The following is a 15,682-nucleotide window of genomic DNA, read 5'->3' as shown; positions in this document are numbered from 1 at the left end:
GGTCACGTGGTCGCCTCCGCGCGCTTGCGGACCCAGGCGTTGAGCAGGGTCGCGAGGAGCAGCATCGCTCCGAGGAAGAACTTGAACCAGTCCGGGTTCCACTCGGCGAACACGATGCCCTTGCTGGTCATGCCGAAGATCAGGGCGCCGACGGCGGAGCCGACCGCGCTGCCGTAGCCGCCGGTGATCAGGCAGCCGCCGATGACGGCCGCGATGATGTAGATCAGCTCGTTGCCGACGCCCTCGCCGGACTGGACCGCGTCGAAGGAGAAGAGCAGGTGCTGGCCGGAGATCCAGGCGCCGAACGCGACGCCCATGTAGAGGGCGATCTTGGTCTTGGCCACCGGCACGCCGACCGCGCGGGCCGCGTCCTCGTTGCCGCCGACCGCGAAGATCCAGTTGCCGGCGCGGGTGCGCAGCAGGACCCAGGAGCCGAGGGCGACCAGGGCGAGCCACCACAGGATGGTGATCTTGAAGTCGACGCCGCCGATGGTCACGGTGGACGCGAACACGGCGCGGGCGCTGGAGAAGCCCTCCATGTCCGCGATGGTCTTGGTGGAGACCGTGCCGTCGATCAGCTTGGTGAAGCCGAGGTTCATGCCGCACAGCATCAGGAAGGTGCCCAGGGTGATGATGAAGCTGGGCAGCCTCGTGCGGGTGAGCATGAAGCCGTTGAAGGCGCCGATGGCGAGGGTGACCAGGAGGGACACCCCGACACCGACCCAGGTGTTCGCCGTCATCTGGTAGCTGAACATCGAGGAGATCAGCGCCGAGGACGTCACGAGGACGCCGGCCGACAGGTCGAACTCGCCGCCGATCATCAGCAGGGCGACCGGTACGGCCATGATCCCGATGGTCGAGGAGGCGTACAGGACCGTGCTGAGGCTGGAGGCGCGCAGGAAGCCGTCGGCGACGACGGCGAAGAAGACGAAGACGGCGAGGGCGCCGACGACCGAGCCCAGTTCCGGGCGGGCGAGGAGCTTCTTCAGCGCAGAGGTCCGCAGGAGCCTTTCGTCGGCGGCCCGTCCGTCGGGGGCCTGCCCACCGGTGGGCTGTTCGCCGGTCCCGCGTTCGGCGGTCGCGCTCATCGGGTGCCCCGCTCGGTGTACGCCGCCAGCGTGGCCGCCTGGTCCTTGGTGATGATCTGCGGGCCGGTCAGCACCGGCTTGCCGCCGCCGAGGACGTCCCCGTTGTACCGGTAGGCCCACAGCAGGTCGACCGCCTCGTAGCCCTGGAGGTACGGCTGCTGGTCCACCGCGAAGCCGAGGGTGCCGTTCCGCAGCGAGGCCGCGACCTGCGCGTTGAGGTCGAAGGTGTCCACCTCGGCCCTGCTGCCCGCGTCGTCCTTCGCCTTCACGGCGGTGTCGGCGTAGGGCGCGCCGAGGGTGACGACGCTGTCCACGGACTTGTCGGCCTGGAGCTTGGCCTCGATCGCGGACTGCACGTCAGGCATGTTGGTGCCGTTGACGTAGAGCTTCTGCAGGGTGCCGCGGAAGGTCTTGGCGACGCCGTCGCAGCGCTGCTCGTGGCCGACGTTGCCCTGCTCGTGCAGCACGCACAGGGCCTTCTTCCTGCCCCGCTTGTTCAGCTCGTCGCCGACGGCCTCGCCGGCGATGGTCTCGTCCTGGCCGATGTGGGTGAGCGCGCCGAAGGCCTTGGACTCCTCCGAGCCGGAGTTCACCGTGATCACCGGGATGCCGGCCTTCTCGGCGCGCCGGACGGCGGCCTTCATGGCGTCCGGCTTGGCCAGGGTGACGATGATGCCGTCGACCTTCTTGTCGACCGCCGCGTCCACCAGCTGCGCCTGCTGCTGGGCGTCGTCGTCGTGCGAGTACAGGAAGTTGATGTTGTCCTTGACGGCTGCCTGCTTGGCGCCGCTCTGCACGATGTCCCAGAAGGTGTCGCCGTCTCCCGAGTGCGTGATCATCGCGAAGGTCCAGCGGGGGGTGTTCACCGCGGCCCTGCCCTGGGCGACGGCGGCCTTGCGGGCGTCCTCGGCCCGCTTCCCGCCGGTGCTGCTGCACCCCGCGAGGCACACCGAGAGTGCCCCCGCGAGCGCCATGACTGCCCAGGTCCGAAACCGTGCCACGAGGCCGTGCCCTTCTCGCTGTCTCCAGCTGACTCTCAGCTGTCCTTGCTCCGACGTGCGTGAGGGGCGGGCGACCTCACCGTCGGTGTGTCCCGGCGGCGACCTCACCAGCCCCAAACACTTCAGTATCGGTCACCGGTGGCGGCGGGGGGACGGCCGGGGCGGAGATCCCGGTCACCTTGTCCGGACAATGAGACGTTCCCGGCGGCGGCGCGCGGGGCCGGCCGTCAGGGCCGGACGAGCAGTTGGAACTCGAAGGAGTAGCGGCTCGGCCGGTAGGTGTGGTCGCCGTGCTCGACCGCGCGGCCGGTGTCGTCGTAGGTGGTGCGCCGCATGGTGAGCAGCGGGGCGCCGTCGGCCTCGCCGAGCCGCTCCGCCTCCATGGCGGTGGCCCCGCGGGCGCCGATCGACTGGCGGGCGCTGTGCAGGGTGATCCCGGCGCCGCGCATCAGCCGGTACAGGCCGGTCGCCTCCAGCTGGGCGGTGTCCAGGTCGAACAGGCCGGGCGGCAGGTGGTTGACCAGGTAGGCCATCGGTTCGCCGTGCGCGAGCCGGAGCCGTTCGACGCGGTGGACGTCACTGCCCTCGGCGACCCCCAGCGCGGCGGCGATCTCCGCGGAGGCCGGGACGACCGTGTTGACCAGGACCTTGGTCGCGGGGCGCTGTCCCGCCGCCTCCAGGTCGTCGTAGAGGCTGCTCAGTTCCAGCGGGCGCTTGACCTGGCTGTGCACGACCTGGGTGCCGACGCCCCGGCGGCGCACCAGGAGACCCTTGTCGACCAGGGACTGGATGGCCTGGCGGACGGTGGGACGGGACAGGCCGAGCCGAGCCGCCAGGTCGATCTCGTTGCCCAGCAGGCTGCCGGGGGGAAGGCTCCCGCGCTCGATCGCGGCCTCCAGCTGCTGGGACAGCTGGAAGTACAACGGCACCGGCGAACTGCGGTCCACGCGGAGTTCGAGCGTGACGGTCGGGTCCACAACTGGTTTCGGCACGGGCTTGAGCGTAGCCGTGTGAGGGGTTGACGGGAAGTTGTGAAGTCCGGTTGTCCTGACATACGAATTGACAGGGGCGGGGACTCGCCGCCACTTTGTTTCCATGCGCATCGGGGTCATCGGTACAGGCCGCATCGGCACCGTCCATGCGAACACGCTCAGCCGTCACCGCGAGGTCGGGTCGCTGATCCTGACGGACGCCGATCCCGCGCGGGCGCAGCGGCTCGCGCACCGGCTCGGCGAGACGGCGGCGCCGGGGGTGGACGAGATCTTCCGGTGGGGCGTGGACGCAGTGGTGATCACCACGGCGACCCCCGCCCACGCCGAGCTGATCGGCCGGGCGGCGCGCTCGGGCCTGCCGGTCTTCTGCGAGAAGCCGATCGCCCTGGACCTGCCGGGCACGCTCCAGGCGCTCGCCGAGGTGGCGGCCGCCGGGACGGTGCTGCAGATGGGATTCCAGCGCCGGTTCGACGCGGGGTACACGGGGGCCCGCGAGGCCGTGCGCGCCGGGCGGCTCGGCCGGCTGCACACCGTGCGCGCCCTGACCTGCGACCAGTCCCCTCCCCCGGCCGACTGGCTGCCGCTGTCCGGCGGCCTGTTCCGGGACACGCTCATCCATGACTTCGACATCCTGCGCTGGGTGACCGGCCACGAGGTGCGCGACGTCTACGCCGCCGGTTCGGACGCGGGACCCGCGATGTTCCGCGAGGCCGGCGACGTGGGCACGGGCGCGGCGCTGCTCACGCTGGACGACGGCACCCTCGCCACCGCGTCCGCGGCCCGCGTGAACGGCGCCGGTTACGACGTCCGCATGGAGCTGGCCGGGGAGCGCGACACGGTCGTGGTCGGGCTGGACGACCGTACGCCGCTCGCCTCCACCGAACCGACCGGACCGCCGCCCGCGGACAAGCCGTGGACCGGCTTCCTGGACCGCTTCGCCCCCGCCTACGAGGCCGAGCTGTGCGCCTTCGTGGAAGTGCTGCTGGGCCGGCGCGCCAACCCCTGCGACGGTCACGAGGCCCTCCAGGCCCTGCGGATCGCGGAGGCGTGCGAGGTCTCGCGACGGGAGCGGCGGGCGGTGGCCATGGCGGAGATCCCCTCGGCGGCCCCACCGGGGAACGACTGAGAGCGGGTCGTACGGCGCTCACGCGTGAGCCGTCACGGCGCCCGCCGCCCCCGGGCCGCACGACCGCCCCGCGCCCTGCCTACCAGCGCACCGGCAGCTCCCGCAGTCCGCGCATGAGCATGCCCGGCAGCCAGTCGTCGTGCGGCCCGTCCAGGGCGAGGCCGGGGGCGCGCTCCAGCAGGGTGGAGATGGCCGTCCGGCCCTCCAGGCGTGCCAGGGGCGCGCCCAGGCAGTAGTGGAGGCCGTGGCCGAAGGCGAGGTGGCCGCGGGTGTCACGGCGGATGTCGAAGCGGTCGGGGGCGGGGAAGCGGGCGCCGTCGCGCTGGGCGGCGGTGAGTCCGATCATCACGTGCTCGCCCTTCTCGATGCGGACGCCCCCGATCTCCAGCGGCTCGGCCGCGTACCGGAACGTGGCGTTCTCCACCGGGCCCTCCCAGCGCAGGGTCTCCTCCACCACGCCGTCGATCAGGCTCATGTCGGCACGCAGGGCGGCGAGTTGGTCGGGGTGGGTGAGCAGGGCGAGGACGCCGTTGCCGATGAGGTTGACCGTGGTCTCGTGGCCGGCGATGAGCAGCAGGAAGGCCATGCCGCGCAGTTCCTCGGGCGAGAGGCGGTCGCCGTCCTCGGCGGTGGTGCGGACCAGGTCGCCGAGGAGGTCGCCGGTGACCCCGGAGCAGCGCTTGTCCTCGATCAGTTCGGTGAGGTACTCGCCGAGGCGGGCGGTGGCCTCGCGCTCGGAGTCCGGGTCGGTCGGGGCGACCACCTGGGTGGAGATCTCGCGGAACTCGGTGCGGTCCATCTCGGGGACGCCGAGCAGTTCGCAGATGACGGTGAGGGGCAGCGGGTAGGCGAGGGAGGAGATGAGGTCGGCGCGGCCCGCGTGGTCGGGCGACAGCATCTCGTCCAGCAGCAGGTCGGTGATCTGCCGGACGCGCGGGCGCAGTTGCTCGACCCGGCGCATGGTGAAGGCGCGGGTGACGAGGCTGCGCAGCCGGGTGTGCTGGGGCGGGTCGGTGACCAGCAGGTACCGGCCGACGAGCGCCTGGTCGACGAAGGTCACGCCGATCTTGGCGCCGTCCTTGGCGAGCCGGGGATCGGCGAGGGCGGCGCGCGCCTCCTCATACCCCACAACGAGCCAGGTCTCGTAGTCCTCGTCCGCCTCGGGCATCCGGATCCGGTGCACCGGCCCCCGCGCGCGAAGCTCGGCGTACACGGGATGCGGGTCGCGGCGGAACGCGTCCCCGAACTCCCCCAGATCCACAACCTGTCGCTGCCGCCTGTCCATGGCTCCCCTTCCGGACTCCCCCCGAGGCCGACCGGGCGTGTCCCGGTATCCGAAGAACGCGCGCGGCGCCCGCTTGGTGCCCGTCGGGCGGGAATCGCACGCGGGGCGCGGGAGACGGCCGGTGGAGCACGGAGTCGGCGTGAGGGCGCCGGACGCGGCGGCAGGAGCGCCGGACGTGACTCGCCCCGCGGCCGTCGGGTGGGGTGGGGAGGCCGCGGGGCGAGGCTCGGTGGGTCAGCAGTCGAAGTCGATCAGGTCGAACGTCGCGTAGTGGTCGGAGGTGTAGTAGTCCTCCTGGGCCCGCTCACCGGTGACGATGCGGCGGGCACCGCGGGTGGGGGAGCCGGGGGTCACCACGGTGTACTCGTGGTAGTAGCCGGAGGACTGGCTGGGCAGGACGCCCTCACGGTTGGAGAAGACCGTGCCGTCCTGCGAGTAGGGGTAGGGGCCGCCCTGGGCGATGAGGTCGAGGGTGTCGTCGGCCTGCGGCGGCAGGTCGCTGTGGCAGATGCTGCCGACGGAGGCGGCGGAGACGGTGGAGACGGTGGACGCGTCCGCCGTGGTGGCGGAGACGGTGCCGCCGACGAGGAGGGCGGACAGGACTGCTGCTGCGGCGCCGATCCGAGCGGCGCGTGGGGGGATTCGCATGACGCCATGATGACGCGCGTAGACAAGAACATGTCAACGAATACGCCCCAGAATTCCCCGTCAAGTCACTCTGTTTTTCAGCGAGTTCACCTTCCTCCTCGGAACACCCACAGGAGGGTCACAGAGCGGTCACCGCGGGGACGCGGGACGCCCCCGGGCGGGAGTCAGCCGGCGTGGGTGGAGAACAGACCCCCCGTCGGGCCCTGTTTGTCGCCGCCCTGGGCCTTCTTCAGGGCGTTGGCCAGGCTTTCGATGGTCAGGGACTGGAGGATGACCCGGCCGCTGCCCTCCAGGGTGGCCAGGGACAGGCCCTCGCCGCCGAAGACGGCGTTCATGATCCCCTGCCGGTTCAGGCCGCCCACGCGCTGGACGCCGTACCGGATGCCCTCCTCGAAGGCGACGACGCAGCCGGTGTCCACCTCGATGCGGCCGCCGAAGTCGGCCGGGTCGAGGTCGATGAAGTTGCCCGCGCCCGCGATGATCACGGTGCCGTGCCCGGTGAACTTCTCCAGGACGAAGCCCTCGCCGCCGCTCATCCCGGTGCGGCCGCCCGCGAAGGCGATGCCGAACTCCACCGAGGACTCCGCGGCCACGAAGGCGTCCTTCTCGGCGAACCAGGCGCGGTGGCCGTCGAGTTCCAGCGCGCGCATCTCGCCGGGGAGCACGCCCGCGAAGCCGACCGTGCCCTGGCCGCCCTGTGCGGTGAAGTACTGGAAGGCCAGCGACTCCCCGGCGAGCATCCGCTGGCCCACCTGCATGGCGGTGCCCATGGCCTGGCGCAGCAGGCCGCCCATGCCCCCGCTCCCGCCGCCCTGCTGCTGCCCGCCGCCCCCGGACGGGCCGGACAGCCGGGTCTCCATGGTGACGTTCGTGGTCTTGAACAGGAACTTCCCGGCCTCGCAGTACACGGTCTGGCCGGGGTGCAGGTTGACGACCGCCATCTGCATGGCGTTGCCGACGATCTCTTGCTGAAGGGTCACGTCCGGAAGAACGCGGGAGGCGGGGCGAAGAGTTCCGGCCGCGGCCGGAACCGGCTCCCGTTCGCCGTCGGCGGACGGCCGGCCGTGGTGCGGGTCACCCTCCGGTGATCGCCACCGGAGCCCCGGCCGGGGACGGCCGCGCGGCCGGGGGCAGGGTGCCGTCGACGGGGTCGTGGTGGATGCGGTCGGGCGGCAGGGCCAGCGCGGTCAGGCCGTACACCGTGGCGGTGACCATCATGGGCGGGCCGCTGACGTAGGCGGTGTGTCCGGACCAGTCGGCGGCCCGGGACACCGCGTCGGCCACCGAGGCGTCGTCGGCGGCGCCGGGGCCCTCGCCGATCACCGGCACGACGCGCAGCCAGGAGCAGTTCTTCTCCAGGCGGGAGAGGGCGGCGGTGTCGTACAGCTCGTCCAGGGTGCGGGCGCCGATGAACAGGTGGGTGCTGCGGCGCAGGGGGCGCCGGGACAGCTCCTCGATCAGGGCGCGGGCGGTGGCCCAGCCGGTGCCGCCGGCCACGATCAGCACGTCGCGGGAGGGGTCGCCGTCCAGGGTCATGGAGCCCTGGGCGGGTCCGAGGCGGAGCGGGTCGCCGACGCGGGTCCGGGTGACCAGCGCGTCGCTGACGCCGCCGGGGCCGGTGCGGCGGACATGGAACTCCAGTTCGCCGTCCGGGCGGGGCGCGCAGGCGATCGAGTACGGCCGCCAGGTCAGCGGCAGCAGCGGGGACTGGAGGCGGGTGTACTGCCCGGCCGCATAGGGAAACGGTTCTGCGGTGCGGACGCGGAGCACCGCGAGGTCGGGTCCGCGCAGTTCGTGGGCGGTCACCGTGCCGTTCCAGTACGGCGGCTCGGCCAGCGCGTCGGCGGCGCCGTCCACCATGGCCGCGACCGCGAACCGGAGCATGCGCAGCCACGCCTGTTCCATCTCCTCGGTCCACCGGGCGCCCGCGCTGCGCCGCAGCGCCTCGGCGAGCGCGCGCTCGAAGACCTCGAAGTGCACGGGCTGGACGCCGAGTTTGCGGTGGTCGCGGCCGAGCCGGGCGCAGAAGTCGGCCACCTCCCGCGGCCGGTCGAGGTGCTCGATCAGGTACCAGAAGGCCCGCTCCAGATGGACCCGCTGGAACTCCATGGAGTCGGGGAAGAGCGAACGCAGGTAGGGGTGGCGCTCGAACATGGCGTCGTAGAGGTGCTCGATGAGCCCGGCGAAGGGCGTGACCAGCGGCAGATGGCGGGTGATGACCAGCTGGTCGGCGGCGCCGTCGTACGGCTCCTCACGGCCCCTGCGCGCGTCGGCCCACGGGCCTCCCGTGCCCGCCTCCGGACGGCCGGAGGGGGACAGGAGTTGCTGGCGAAGCCGCATCGCGTCCCGCCGGGCGAGGAGCGCGTGGTAGTCGTCGTGGCCGTCGTTTCTGGTGGTGTTCACGGGCTCGCTCTCTCCCTGCGGTACGTCGCGCGCCGCCCTCCCGGGCCCGGCCCCGTACCCGGCGGTCGTCGGCGCGCTCTTTCGGCGCGGTCTTCGCGTACACCGCACGCTGCGCCGTGGTCACGGTCGCCTCGCACCACACCGGCGCCGTGGGCGGGTTCACCGCTGACAGAAGACGGTGGCGGTGGACCCGTGCCCCACGGCGCCGGAGACCGGCCGGAAGACGAGCCAGTATTGCACCGCGGTCCCGGTGCCGTCCGGCCCTGCCCGAGGGGGCCGTTCGGCCCTGCCCACCCCCCGCCACCTGCTGATTCACTGTGACAGCGGCACGCACCGCGGACAGCACGAGGGGCGGGCGCCCGCCTCCCCGCGGTGCCCGCCCCTCCATCCGGCTGACGGAGTTCAGCTGCCGCCTGATGGCACGTCAGCCGCCCAGTTCCGTGTGGCGCGACGCCAGTCGTGCCGCTCCCGACCCGGTCGGGGAGCCGTACAGGCGCAGCCGGGAGATTCCGCCGTCGGGGAAGATGTCGATCCGCGCGTGGGTGCCGACGGCCGGCTCCGGCAGGACGAACCGGTGGTCGGTGTCGGGCTGGAGGCTGGTGCGGGGCAGGATCTCGCGCCACTCGCCGTCCTCGCCGTCGCGCACGGAGACCGAGGCCCAGCCGGCGCTGTTGCCCTTGAGGCAGGCCGTGTCGATCTCCACGGCGCGGATCCGCGACTGCGCGACGAGCCGGTAGCGGATCCAGTCGTGGCCCCGGTCGCGGCGCCGCCGGGTCTCCCAGCCCTCGTCCATCGTGCGGGAACGGCCGGGCTGGATGGTGTTGGTGGCCGGGGAGTAGAAGAGGTCCGAGGCGTCCTCGACGCTGCCGCCGTTCTCCAGGGCGACGACGTCGAAGGTGCCGAGCGCCGCCAACCACGCGGGGTCCGGGGCGACTTCGCCGTACACGCGCAGGCGGGCGATGCCGCCGTCGGGGTGCTGGTTGACGCGCAGGTGGGTGAAGCGCTGCTCCAGGGAGACCGGGAACCCGTTGGCCGCGTGGCCCCCGACCGGGGTGCGCGGGACGAGGGTCGTCCACTTCACGTCGTCGCCGAGCAGTTCCTCGGGCGAGGGCGAGCCCGGGACCGAGGCGGCCTCGACGGAGACGGCCTGCGGGTGGTTGCCGCGGAAGTGAGCGGTGTCCACGACGATGCCGCGGACGACTCCGGGGGCGCCGAGGCGGATCAGGGCCCAGTCGTGGTCCTCGGCGGTGGGCCAGGGGTGCTCGGCGCGGGCGCCGCGCCGGCGGCGGGTCTCCCAGCCGTCCATGATCTTGCCCTTGTGCCCGAAGCGCTCGGGGTCGAACTCGGCGCGCTCGGGCACCAGCAGGTTCTCGCGCTCGGCGAAGAACTCGTCGTTGGCGGCGACGACACCGGCGCCGAGGCGGCGGTCGGCGAGGTTCGCGTACCGGGTGAAGGGGAAGTCGGCGGTGCGGTAGTCCGCGTACGGGTCGCCGCCCTGGTACGGGTTCGCGTCGCCGGTGAAACCTGGTGTCGCCGTCACGGTGATCAGGGGTTCCTTTCGGAAGTCGGCCGGATGGGTCTCCGGGGGTGGCTCGCGGGCGGGGAATGACTCACGAGCGGTCGAGCAGCGCGCCCCTTGGCGAGGTGAACTCGCCGTCGGCGACGATGCGTTCGCCGCGCAGCCAGGTGGACTTGACGACACCGCGCAGGGTGCGGCCGGCGTACGCGGTGACCCGGTTGCGGTGCTGGAGGCCGGCCGGGTCGACGGTGAAGCTCTCGTCTGGGGCGAGGACCGCGAAGTCGGCGTCGCGGCCGGGTGCGATGGCGCCCTTGCGGGCGTCGAGGCCGACGAGGGCGGCGGTGCGGGCGGACATCCACCGCACGACGTCCTCCAGGGTGTGACCGCGCCCGCGGGCCGCCGTCCACACGGCGGAGAGGCTGAGCTGGAGGCCGGAGATGCCGCCCCAGGCGGTGGCGAAGTCGTCGGTCTTCAGGTCGGCCGTGGAGGGCGAGTGGTCGGTGACGACGCAGTCGATGGTGCCGTCGGCCAGCGCCTCCCACAGCAGGTCCTGGTTGGCGGCCTCACGGATGGGCGGGCAGCACTTGAACTCGCTCGCCCCGTCGGGTACTTCCTCGGCGGTGAGGGTGAGGTAGTGCGGGCAGGTCTCCACGGTGATCCGGACGCCGTCGGCGCGGGCGGCGCGGATCAGCGGCAGGGCGTCGGCGGAGGACAGGTGCAGCACGTGCACCCGGGCGTCCAGGCGGCGGGCCTGCGCGATCAGCGCGGCGATGGCGGTGTCCTCGGCGTCGCGGGGGCGCGAGGCGAGGAAGTCGGCGTAGCGGGGGCCGCCGTGCTGCGGGGCGGCGGCCAGGCGGCGCGGGTCCTCGGCGTGCACGATCAGCAGGCCGCCGAAGCCGGCGATCTCCGCGAGGGAGCGGGCGAGTCGCTCCTGGTCGAGATGCGGGAACTCGTCCACGCCGGACGGGGACAGGAACGCCTTGAAGCCGAAGACCCCGGCGTCGTGCAGGGGACGCAGGTCCTTGACGTTGTCGGGCAGGGCGCCGCCCCAGAAGCCGACGTCGATGTGCGCCTTGTCCCGGGCCACGTCCCGCTTGATCCGCAGGTGCTCGACGGTGGTGGTGGGCGGGAGGGAGTTGAGCGGCATGTCGACCAGGGTGGTGACGCCGCCGGCGGCCGCGGCGCGGGTGGCGGTCCAGAAGCCCTCCCACTCGGTGCGGCCGGGGTCGTTGACGTGTACGTGGGTGTCGACCAGACCGGGCAGCACCACATGGTCGCCGACGTCCTCCAGGCGCGCCCCGGCCGGGACCCCGGTGTCGTACGGCAGGACGGCCGTGATCGTCCCGGCGGACACGGCGACCGCGGCGGCCCGCGTCCCCTCCGGGGTGATCACGCGCGTCGAGCGCAGCACCAGTTCAGCGTCGGACACCCGAACCCCTTTCTGTACCGCCGTCGGACGCCCGTGCGTTCGCGCCCGGAAAACGGGAGGTACAGCCACGAAACGGATTTCAACGTTCTGTTGAAGGAGTCTTCACTCCCGGTTCCGCGCCGTCAAGAGGCGCCCGATCCGGCGACGGCAGGGCGGCCACACTGGCCATTTCCACAAAGCGGAATTAAGGTTCCGACAAACAGAACGTAGCTCCGCACAAGCGGGGGGTCAACCATCCGCCGGGTAGGCTGCTGCCCTCCGTTCGTCCCGAAAGGAACGCGCCGTGCCGACGTCGAGCGCCAGCACCCCCGACTCCGCCAAGTCCTCCGGTGGTGGCGGGGTCCAGTCCCTTGAGCGCGCCTTCGACCTGCTGGAACGGATGGCGGACGCGGGCGGCGAGGTCGGTCTCAGCGAGTTGTCCGCGACCAGCGGGCTGCCGCTGCCCACCATCCACCGGCTGATGCGCACGCTGGTCGCCTGCGGCTATGTGCGCCAGCAGTCCAACCGGCGGTACGCGCTCGGCCCCCGGCTCATCCGGCTCGGCGAGTCCGCGTCCCGGCTGCTCGGCACGTGGGCGCGGCCCTACCTGGCCCGCCTGGTCGAGGAGACGGGCGAGACGGCGAACATGGCGCTGCTGGACGGCGACGAGATCGTGTACGTGGCGCAGGTGCCGTCCAAGCACTCGATGCGGATGTTCACGGAGGTCGGCCGGCGGGTGCTGCCGCACTCCACCGGGGTGGGCAAGGCGCTGCTCTCGGCGGTGCCGGACGACGAGGTGCGGGCCCTGCTGTCCCGCACGGGGATGCCCGCCGCGACGGACAGGACCATCACCACGCCGGAGGGGTTCCTCGCGGCGCTGGAGGAGGTGCGCCGGGACGGGTACGCCGTGGACGACAACGAGCAGGAGGTGGGGGTGCGCTGCCTCGCCGTCTGCGTTCCCGACTCCCCGACGGCCGCGGCGATCTCCATTTCCGGGCCGGCCGGCCGGGTCACCGAGGCCGCGACGGAGAAGATCGTGCCGGTGTTGCAGCAGGTTGCCGCCGAGCTGTCGCAGGCCCTGGCGAGTTCAGGTGTTTGAGGGTTCCGCGGGCGCCTGAGAGGGCGGGTCGGGTCGCGGTTCGGCGCGAGCGGGTGCGTGGTGGCCGCTCGCACGGCTCCCCGCGCCCAGGGGGTCGGCGCCCCCGAACCCTTTCGCACGGGTTCCGCCGAACAGGTCCACCGCCTCCCTGACCTCCCGCAGGGGTTTCGTCAGCGCGCTCATCGAGCCCAGCGCGCCGGCTATCAGCAGCAGCGAGCCGCGCAGGCGAGCGGTCTCCGGGATCCCGCCGGAGACCATCGCGGCCAGCGTCGCCAGTTCGTCCTCCGCTATCGCGCGATCGGGGAAGTCCGTGCGCAGGGCGGCCAGTTCGCGGCGTAAGCGGGCCACCGCCACGCGCAGCCCCGCCACTCTCGGGTCCTCGTCGCTGCCGGTCACCGGCCTCTGCCCCAAGCTCCGCAAAGCAGCCCTCCCCAGGCATGCCACGCCGTCGTGCGCGGGTCAGTAAACGCCACCCGGCCCGGCGAGCGCCACAGGGCATGCCGAAATTCAGCCCAAGGAATCCCGGAAGCCGCTCCGACGTCGGGTATGCAGGACCCATGACGGACATCCAGGACCGCACCGGAGAGGTCGCCGGCCTTGTGCTGGCCGCCGGGGGCGGCAGACGGCTCGGCGGGCGGCCCAAGGCACTGCTGGCGCACCGGGGGCGGCCGCTGGTCGAACACGCGGTGGGGGTGCTGCGGACGGCCGGGGTCGGACGGATCCATGTCGTGCTGGGGGCGGGCGCCGAGGAGGTGCGCGCGCGGGCCGATCTCGGCGGCTGCGTGCTCGTGGACAACCCGGACTGGGCCGAGGGCATGGGCTCCTCGCTGCGCGCGGGGCTCGCCTCGCTCGCCCGGACGGACGCACGGGCGGCGCTGGTCTCGCTGGTCGACCAGCCGGGCATCGGCCCCGAGGCGGTGGCACGGGTGCTCAGTGCCTACGGCGGCGGGGACACCCTGGTCTCGGCGGCGTACGACGGGACGCGCGGCCATCCCGTGCTGTTCGGGGCGGCCCACTGGGCGGGGATCGCGGCCGCCGCCACCGGAGACCGGGGCGCCCGCGCCTACTTGATGGCCCATGAGGGGGACATCCGGCTGGTGGAGTGCGCGGATGTGGCGGAGCCGTACGACATCGACACCGAGGCCGACCTGAGCCACCTCGAATGAGCGGGGCGACGCCGGGCGGGCCGGGGCGGCACCGGGCGCCGGCCTTCCTCGACCCGGAGAATCTCGACTTCAACAAACGATTGAAGTTCCACAATGAGGAAACTAGTATCCACTGATCAGAAGGACCCGGCCGCACATGCCGCACAGTGGGCGCGATTCATCCCTTTCCCGCCGCTCGGCACGTGGTGCCACCGCTGAAGTCCGCTGAAGTTCACTGAAGTTCACTGAAGTCCGCTGAAGTCCGCTGAAGGAAGTGACAGCTCATGCCCGCACCAGCGCCGTCCCCGCTGGCCATCGTCGACGCCGAGCCCCTGCCCCGGCAGGAGGAGGTCCTCACGGACGCGGCGCTCGCCTTCGTGGCGGAGCTGCACCGGCGGTTCACCCCGCGCCGTGACGAACTCCTGGCCCGCCGCGCCGAGCGCCGCGCCGAGATCGCCCGCACCTCCACGCTCGACTTCCTGCCGGAGACCGCCGCGATCCGCGCGGACGACTCCTGGAAGGTCGCCCCGGCCCCGGCCGCGCTGGACGACCGGCGCGTCGAGATCACCGGCCCCACCGACCGCAAGATGACCGTCAACGCGCTCAACTCGGGCGCGAAGGTCTGGCTCGCCGACTTCGAGGACGCCTCCGCGCCCACCTGGGAGAACGTCGTCCTCGGCCAGCTCAACCTGATCGCCGCCTACACCCGGGACATCGACTTCACCGACCCGGGGTCCGGGAAGTCGTACGCGCTGCGGCCGAACGAGGAGCTGGCGACCGTCGTCATGCGCCCGCGCGGCTGGCACCTGAACGAACGGCACCTCGTCGACGCCGAGGGACGCCAGGTCCCGGGCGCCCTCGTGGACTTCGGCCTGTACTTCTTCCACAACGCCCAGCGCCTGCTGGACCTCGGCAAGGGCCCGTACTTCTATCTGCCGAAGACCGAGTCGCACCTCGAAGCCCGGCTGTGGAACGACGTGTTCGTGTTCGCCCAGGACTACGTGGGCGTCCCGCAGGGCACCATCCGCGCCACCGTGCTGATCGAGACCATCACGGCGGCGTACGAGATGGAGGAGATCCTCTACGAACTGCGCGACCACGCCTCGGGGTTGAACGCCGGTCGCTGGGACTACCTGTTCTCCATCGTGAAGAACTTCCGGGACGGCGGGCCCGCGTTCGTGCTTCCGGACCGCAACGCCATCACGATGACCGCCCCGTTCATGCGGGCGTACACCGAACTCCTCGTGCGCACCTGCCACAGGCGCGGCGCCCACGCGATCGGCGGCATGGCGGCCTTCATCCCCTCGCGCCGGGACGCGGAGGTCAACAAGGTGGCCTTCGAGAAGGTCCGCGCCGACAAGGACCGCGAGGCGAACGACGGTTTCGACGGCTCCTGGGTCGCCCACCCCGACCTGGTGCCGATCGCCATGGAGTCCTTCGACCGGGTCCTCGGCGACAAGCCGAACCAGAAGGACCGGTTGCGCGAGGACGTGCACGTGGCGGCCGCCGACCTGATCGCCGTCGACTCGCTGGAGGCGAAGCCGACGTACGCGGGTCTGGTCAACGCCGTCCAGGTGGGCATCCGTTACATCGAGGCCTGGCTGCGCGGGCTCGGCGCGGTCGCCATCTTCAACCTGATGGAGGACGCGGCCACCGCCGAGATCTCGCGCTCCCAGATCTGGCAGTGGATCAACGCGGGCGTCGAGTTCGAGAACGGCGACCGGGCGACGCCCGAACTGGCCCGCAGGGTGGCCGCCGAGGAACTCGACAGCATCCGCGAGGAGATCGGCGAGGAGGCCTTCGCCGCCGGGCACTGGCAGGAGGCGCACGACCTGCTGCTGCGGGTGTCCCTGGACGAGGACTACGCCGACTTCCTGACGCTCCCGGCGTACGAGCAGCTCAAGGGCTGACCCCGAAGGGTGCGGGCCCGGCGCGGCGCAGGGTTTCCCGCCCTGGGCCGCCCCGTCC

General features: G+C 72.3%; 13 protein-coding genes and 1 pseudogene. 4 read left to right on the top strand and 10 right to left on the bottom strand.

From position 1 onward, the window contains the following. Window positions 1–2: 2 nt before the first annotated feature. The 3 genes from ACWDD7_RS04260 to ACWDD7_RS04250 form a co-directional block, all read right to left on the bottom strand. On the bottom strand, window positions 3–1,088 hold the full coding sequence (locus ACWDD7_RS04260) for an ABC transporter permease (protein WP_450456257.1): 1,086 nt from the start codon (window positions 1,086–1,088) through the stop codon (window positions 3–5). Beyond that, entirely contained in the window at window positions 1,085–2,089 is a 1,005-nt protein-coding gene (locus ACWDD7_RS04255; RefSeq protein WP_450456255.1) for a sugar ABC transporter substrate-binding protein, read from the bottom strand. Before ACWDD7_RS04255 ends, ACWDD7_RS04260 begins: the two co-directional genes overlap by 4 nt. Window positions 2,090–2,316: 227 nt before the next feature. Continuing rightward, on the bottom strand, window positions 2,317–3,066 hold the full coding sequence (locus ACWDD7_RS04250) for a GntR family transcriptional regulator (protein ID WP_450456353.1): 750 nt from the start codon (window positions 3,064–3,066) through the stop codon (window positions 2,317–2,319). A 118-nt stretch (window positions 3,067–3,184) separates the two neighbouring features. Between ACWDD7_RS04250 and ACWDD7_RS04245 the strand changes: the two genes are divergently transcribed. Further along, complete coding sequence (locus ACWDD7_RS04245; protein WP_450456253.1) at window positions 3,185–4,207, top strand: Gfo/Idh/MocA family protein; 1,023 nt, start codon at window positions 3,185–3,187, stop codon at window positions 4,205–4,207. Between the two features lie 79 nt (window positions 4,208–4,286). On the opposite strand, the gene ACWDD7_RS04240 is transcribed toward ACWDD7_RS04245, so the two are convergent. The 6 genes from ACWDD7_RS04240 to allB all read right to left on the bottom strand — a co-directional run bounded on the left by ACWDD7_RS04240 (window position 4,287) and on the right by allB (window position 11,491). Next, complete coding sequence (locus ACWDD7_RS04240; RefSeq protein ID WP_450456251.1) at window positions 4,287–5,492, bottom strand: cytochrome P450 family protein; 1,206 nt, start codon at window positions 5,490–5,492, stop codon at window positions 4,287–4,289. 234 nt (window positions 5,493–5,726) lie between these two features. Then, window positions 5,727–6,140 carry a ribonuclease domain-containing protein gene (locus ACWDD7_RS04235; protein WP_450456249.1) on the bottom strand — a complete coding sequence of 138 codons (414 nt, stop codon included), beginning with the start codon at window positions 6,138–6,140 and terminating at the stop codon, window positions 5,727–5,729. A gap of 164 nt (window positions 6,141–6,304) precedes the next feature. Beyond that, complete coding sequence (locus ACWDD7_RS04230; protein WP_392213807.1) at window positions 6,305–7,120, bottom strand: AIM24 family protein; 816 nt, start codon at window positions 7,118–7,120, stop codon at window positions 6,305–6,307. Between the two features lie 94 nt (window positions 7,121–7,214). After that, entirely contained in the window at window positions 7,215–8,543 is a 1,329-nt protein-coding gene (locus tag ACWDD7_RS04225; protein WP_351874327.1) for a globin domain-containing protein, read from the bottom strand. 424 nt (window positions 8,544–8,967) lie between these two features. Further along, window positions 8,968–10,083 carry an allantoicase gene (gene alc / locus ACWDD7_RS04220; protein WP_450456246.1) on the bottom strand — a complete coding sequence of 372 codons (1,116 nt, stop codon included), beginning with the start codon at window positions 10,081–10,083 and terminating at the stop codon, window positions 8,968–8,970. Between the two features lie 70 nt (window positions 10,084–10,153). Continuing rightward, window positions 10,154–11,491 carry an allantoinase AllB gene (allB, locus tag ACWDD7_RS04215; RefSeq protein ID WP_450456244.1) on the bottom strand — a complete coding sequence of 446 codons (1,338 nt, stop codon included), beginning with the start codon at window positions 11,489–11,491 and terminating at the stop codon, window positions 10,154–10,156. A 283-nt stretch (window positions 11,492–11,774) separates the two neighbouring features. On the opposite strand from allB, the gene ACWDD7_RS04210 reads away from it, so the two are divergent. Continuing rightward, window positions 11,775–12,569, top strand: coding sequence for an IclR family transcriptional regulator (locus ACWDD7_RS04210; RefSeq protein WP_351874335.1), 795 nt, complete (start codon window positions 11,775–11,777; stop codon window positions 12,567–12,569). A gap of 126 nt (window positions 12,570–12,695) precedes the next feature. Here ACWDD7_RS04210 and ACWDD7_RS04205 read toward each other — a convergent pair. Beyond that, window positions 12,696–12,980: pseudogene (locus ACWDD7_RS04205) on the bottom strand (DUF5955 family protein); the annotation flags it as partial. 146 nt (window positions 12,981–13,126) lie between these two features. Between ACWDD7_RS04205 and ACWDD7_RS04200 the strand changes: the two are divergent. Next, window positions 13,127–13,735, top strand: coding sequence for a nucleotidyltransferase family protein (locus ACWDD7_RS04200; protein WP_450456243.1), 609 nt, complete (start codon window positions 13,127–13,129; stop codon window positions 13,733–13,735). A gap of 263 nt (window positions 13,736–13,998) precedes the next feature. Further along, window positions 13,999–15,624: a malate synthase A gene (aceB, locus tag ACWDD7_RS04195; protein ID WP_450456241.1), complete on the top strand. Its 1,626-nt coding sequence runs from the start codon at window positions 13,999–14,001 to the stop codon at window positions 15,622–15,624. The last annotated feature ends 58 nt before the right edge of the window (window positions 15,625–15,682 follow it).

The sequence above is a fragment of the Streptomyces sp. NPDC001056 genome (assembly GCF_053598955.1).
Note: the sequence above shows the minus strand (reverse complement) of the source record. Positions and strands in the feature narration are given on the sequence as shown.

Bases quoted from the DNA above. Each gene is read 5' to 3' on its own strand.
- ACWDD7_RS04260 (WP_450456257.1), bottom strand. From the start codon at position 1,088: ATGAGCGCGACCGCCGAACGCGGGACCGGCGAACAGCCCACCGGTGGG.
- ACWDD7_RS04245 (WP_450456253.1), top strand. From the start codon at position 3,185: ATGCGCATCGGGGTCATCGGTACAGGCCGCATCGGCACCGTCCATGCG.
- ACWDD7_RS04240 (WP_450456251.1), bottom strand. From the start codon at position 5,492: ATGGACAGGCGGCAGCGACAGGTTGTGGATCTGGGGGAGTTCGGGGAC.
- ACWDD7_RS04235 (WP_450456249.1), bottom strand. From the start codon at position 6,140: ATGCGAATCCCCCCACGCGCCGCTCGGATCGGCGCCGCAGCAGCAGTC.
- ACWDD7_RS04200 (WP_450456243.1), top strand. From the start codon at position 13,127: ATGACGGACATCCAGGACCGCACCGGAGAGGTCGCCGGCCTTGTGCTG.
- aceB (WP_450456241.1), top strand. From the start codon at position 13,999: ATGCCCGCACCAGCGCCGTCCCCGCTGGCCATCGTCGACGCCGAGCCC.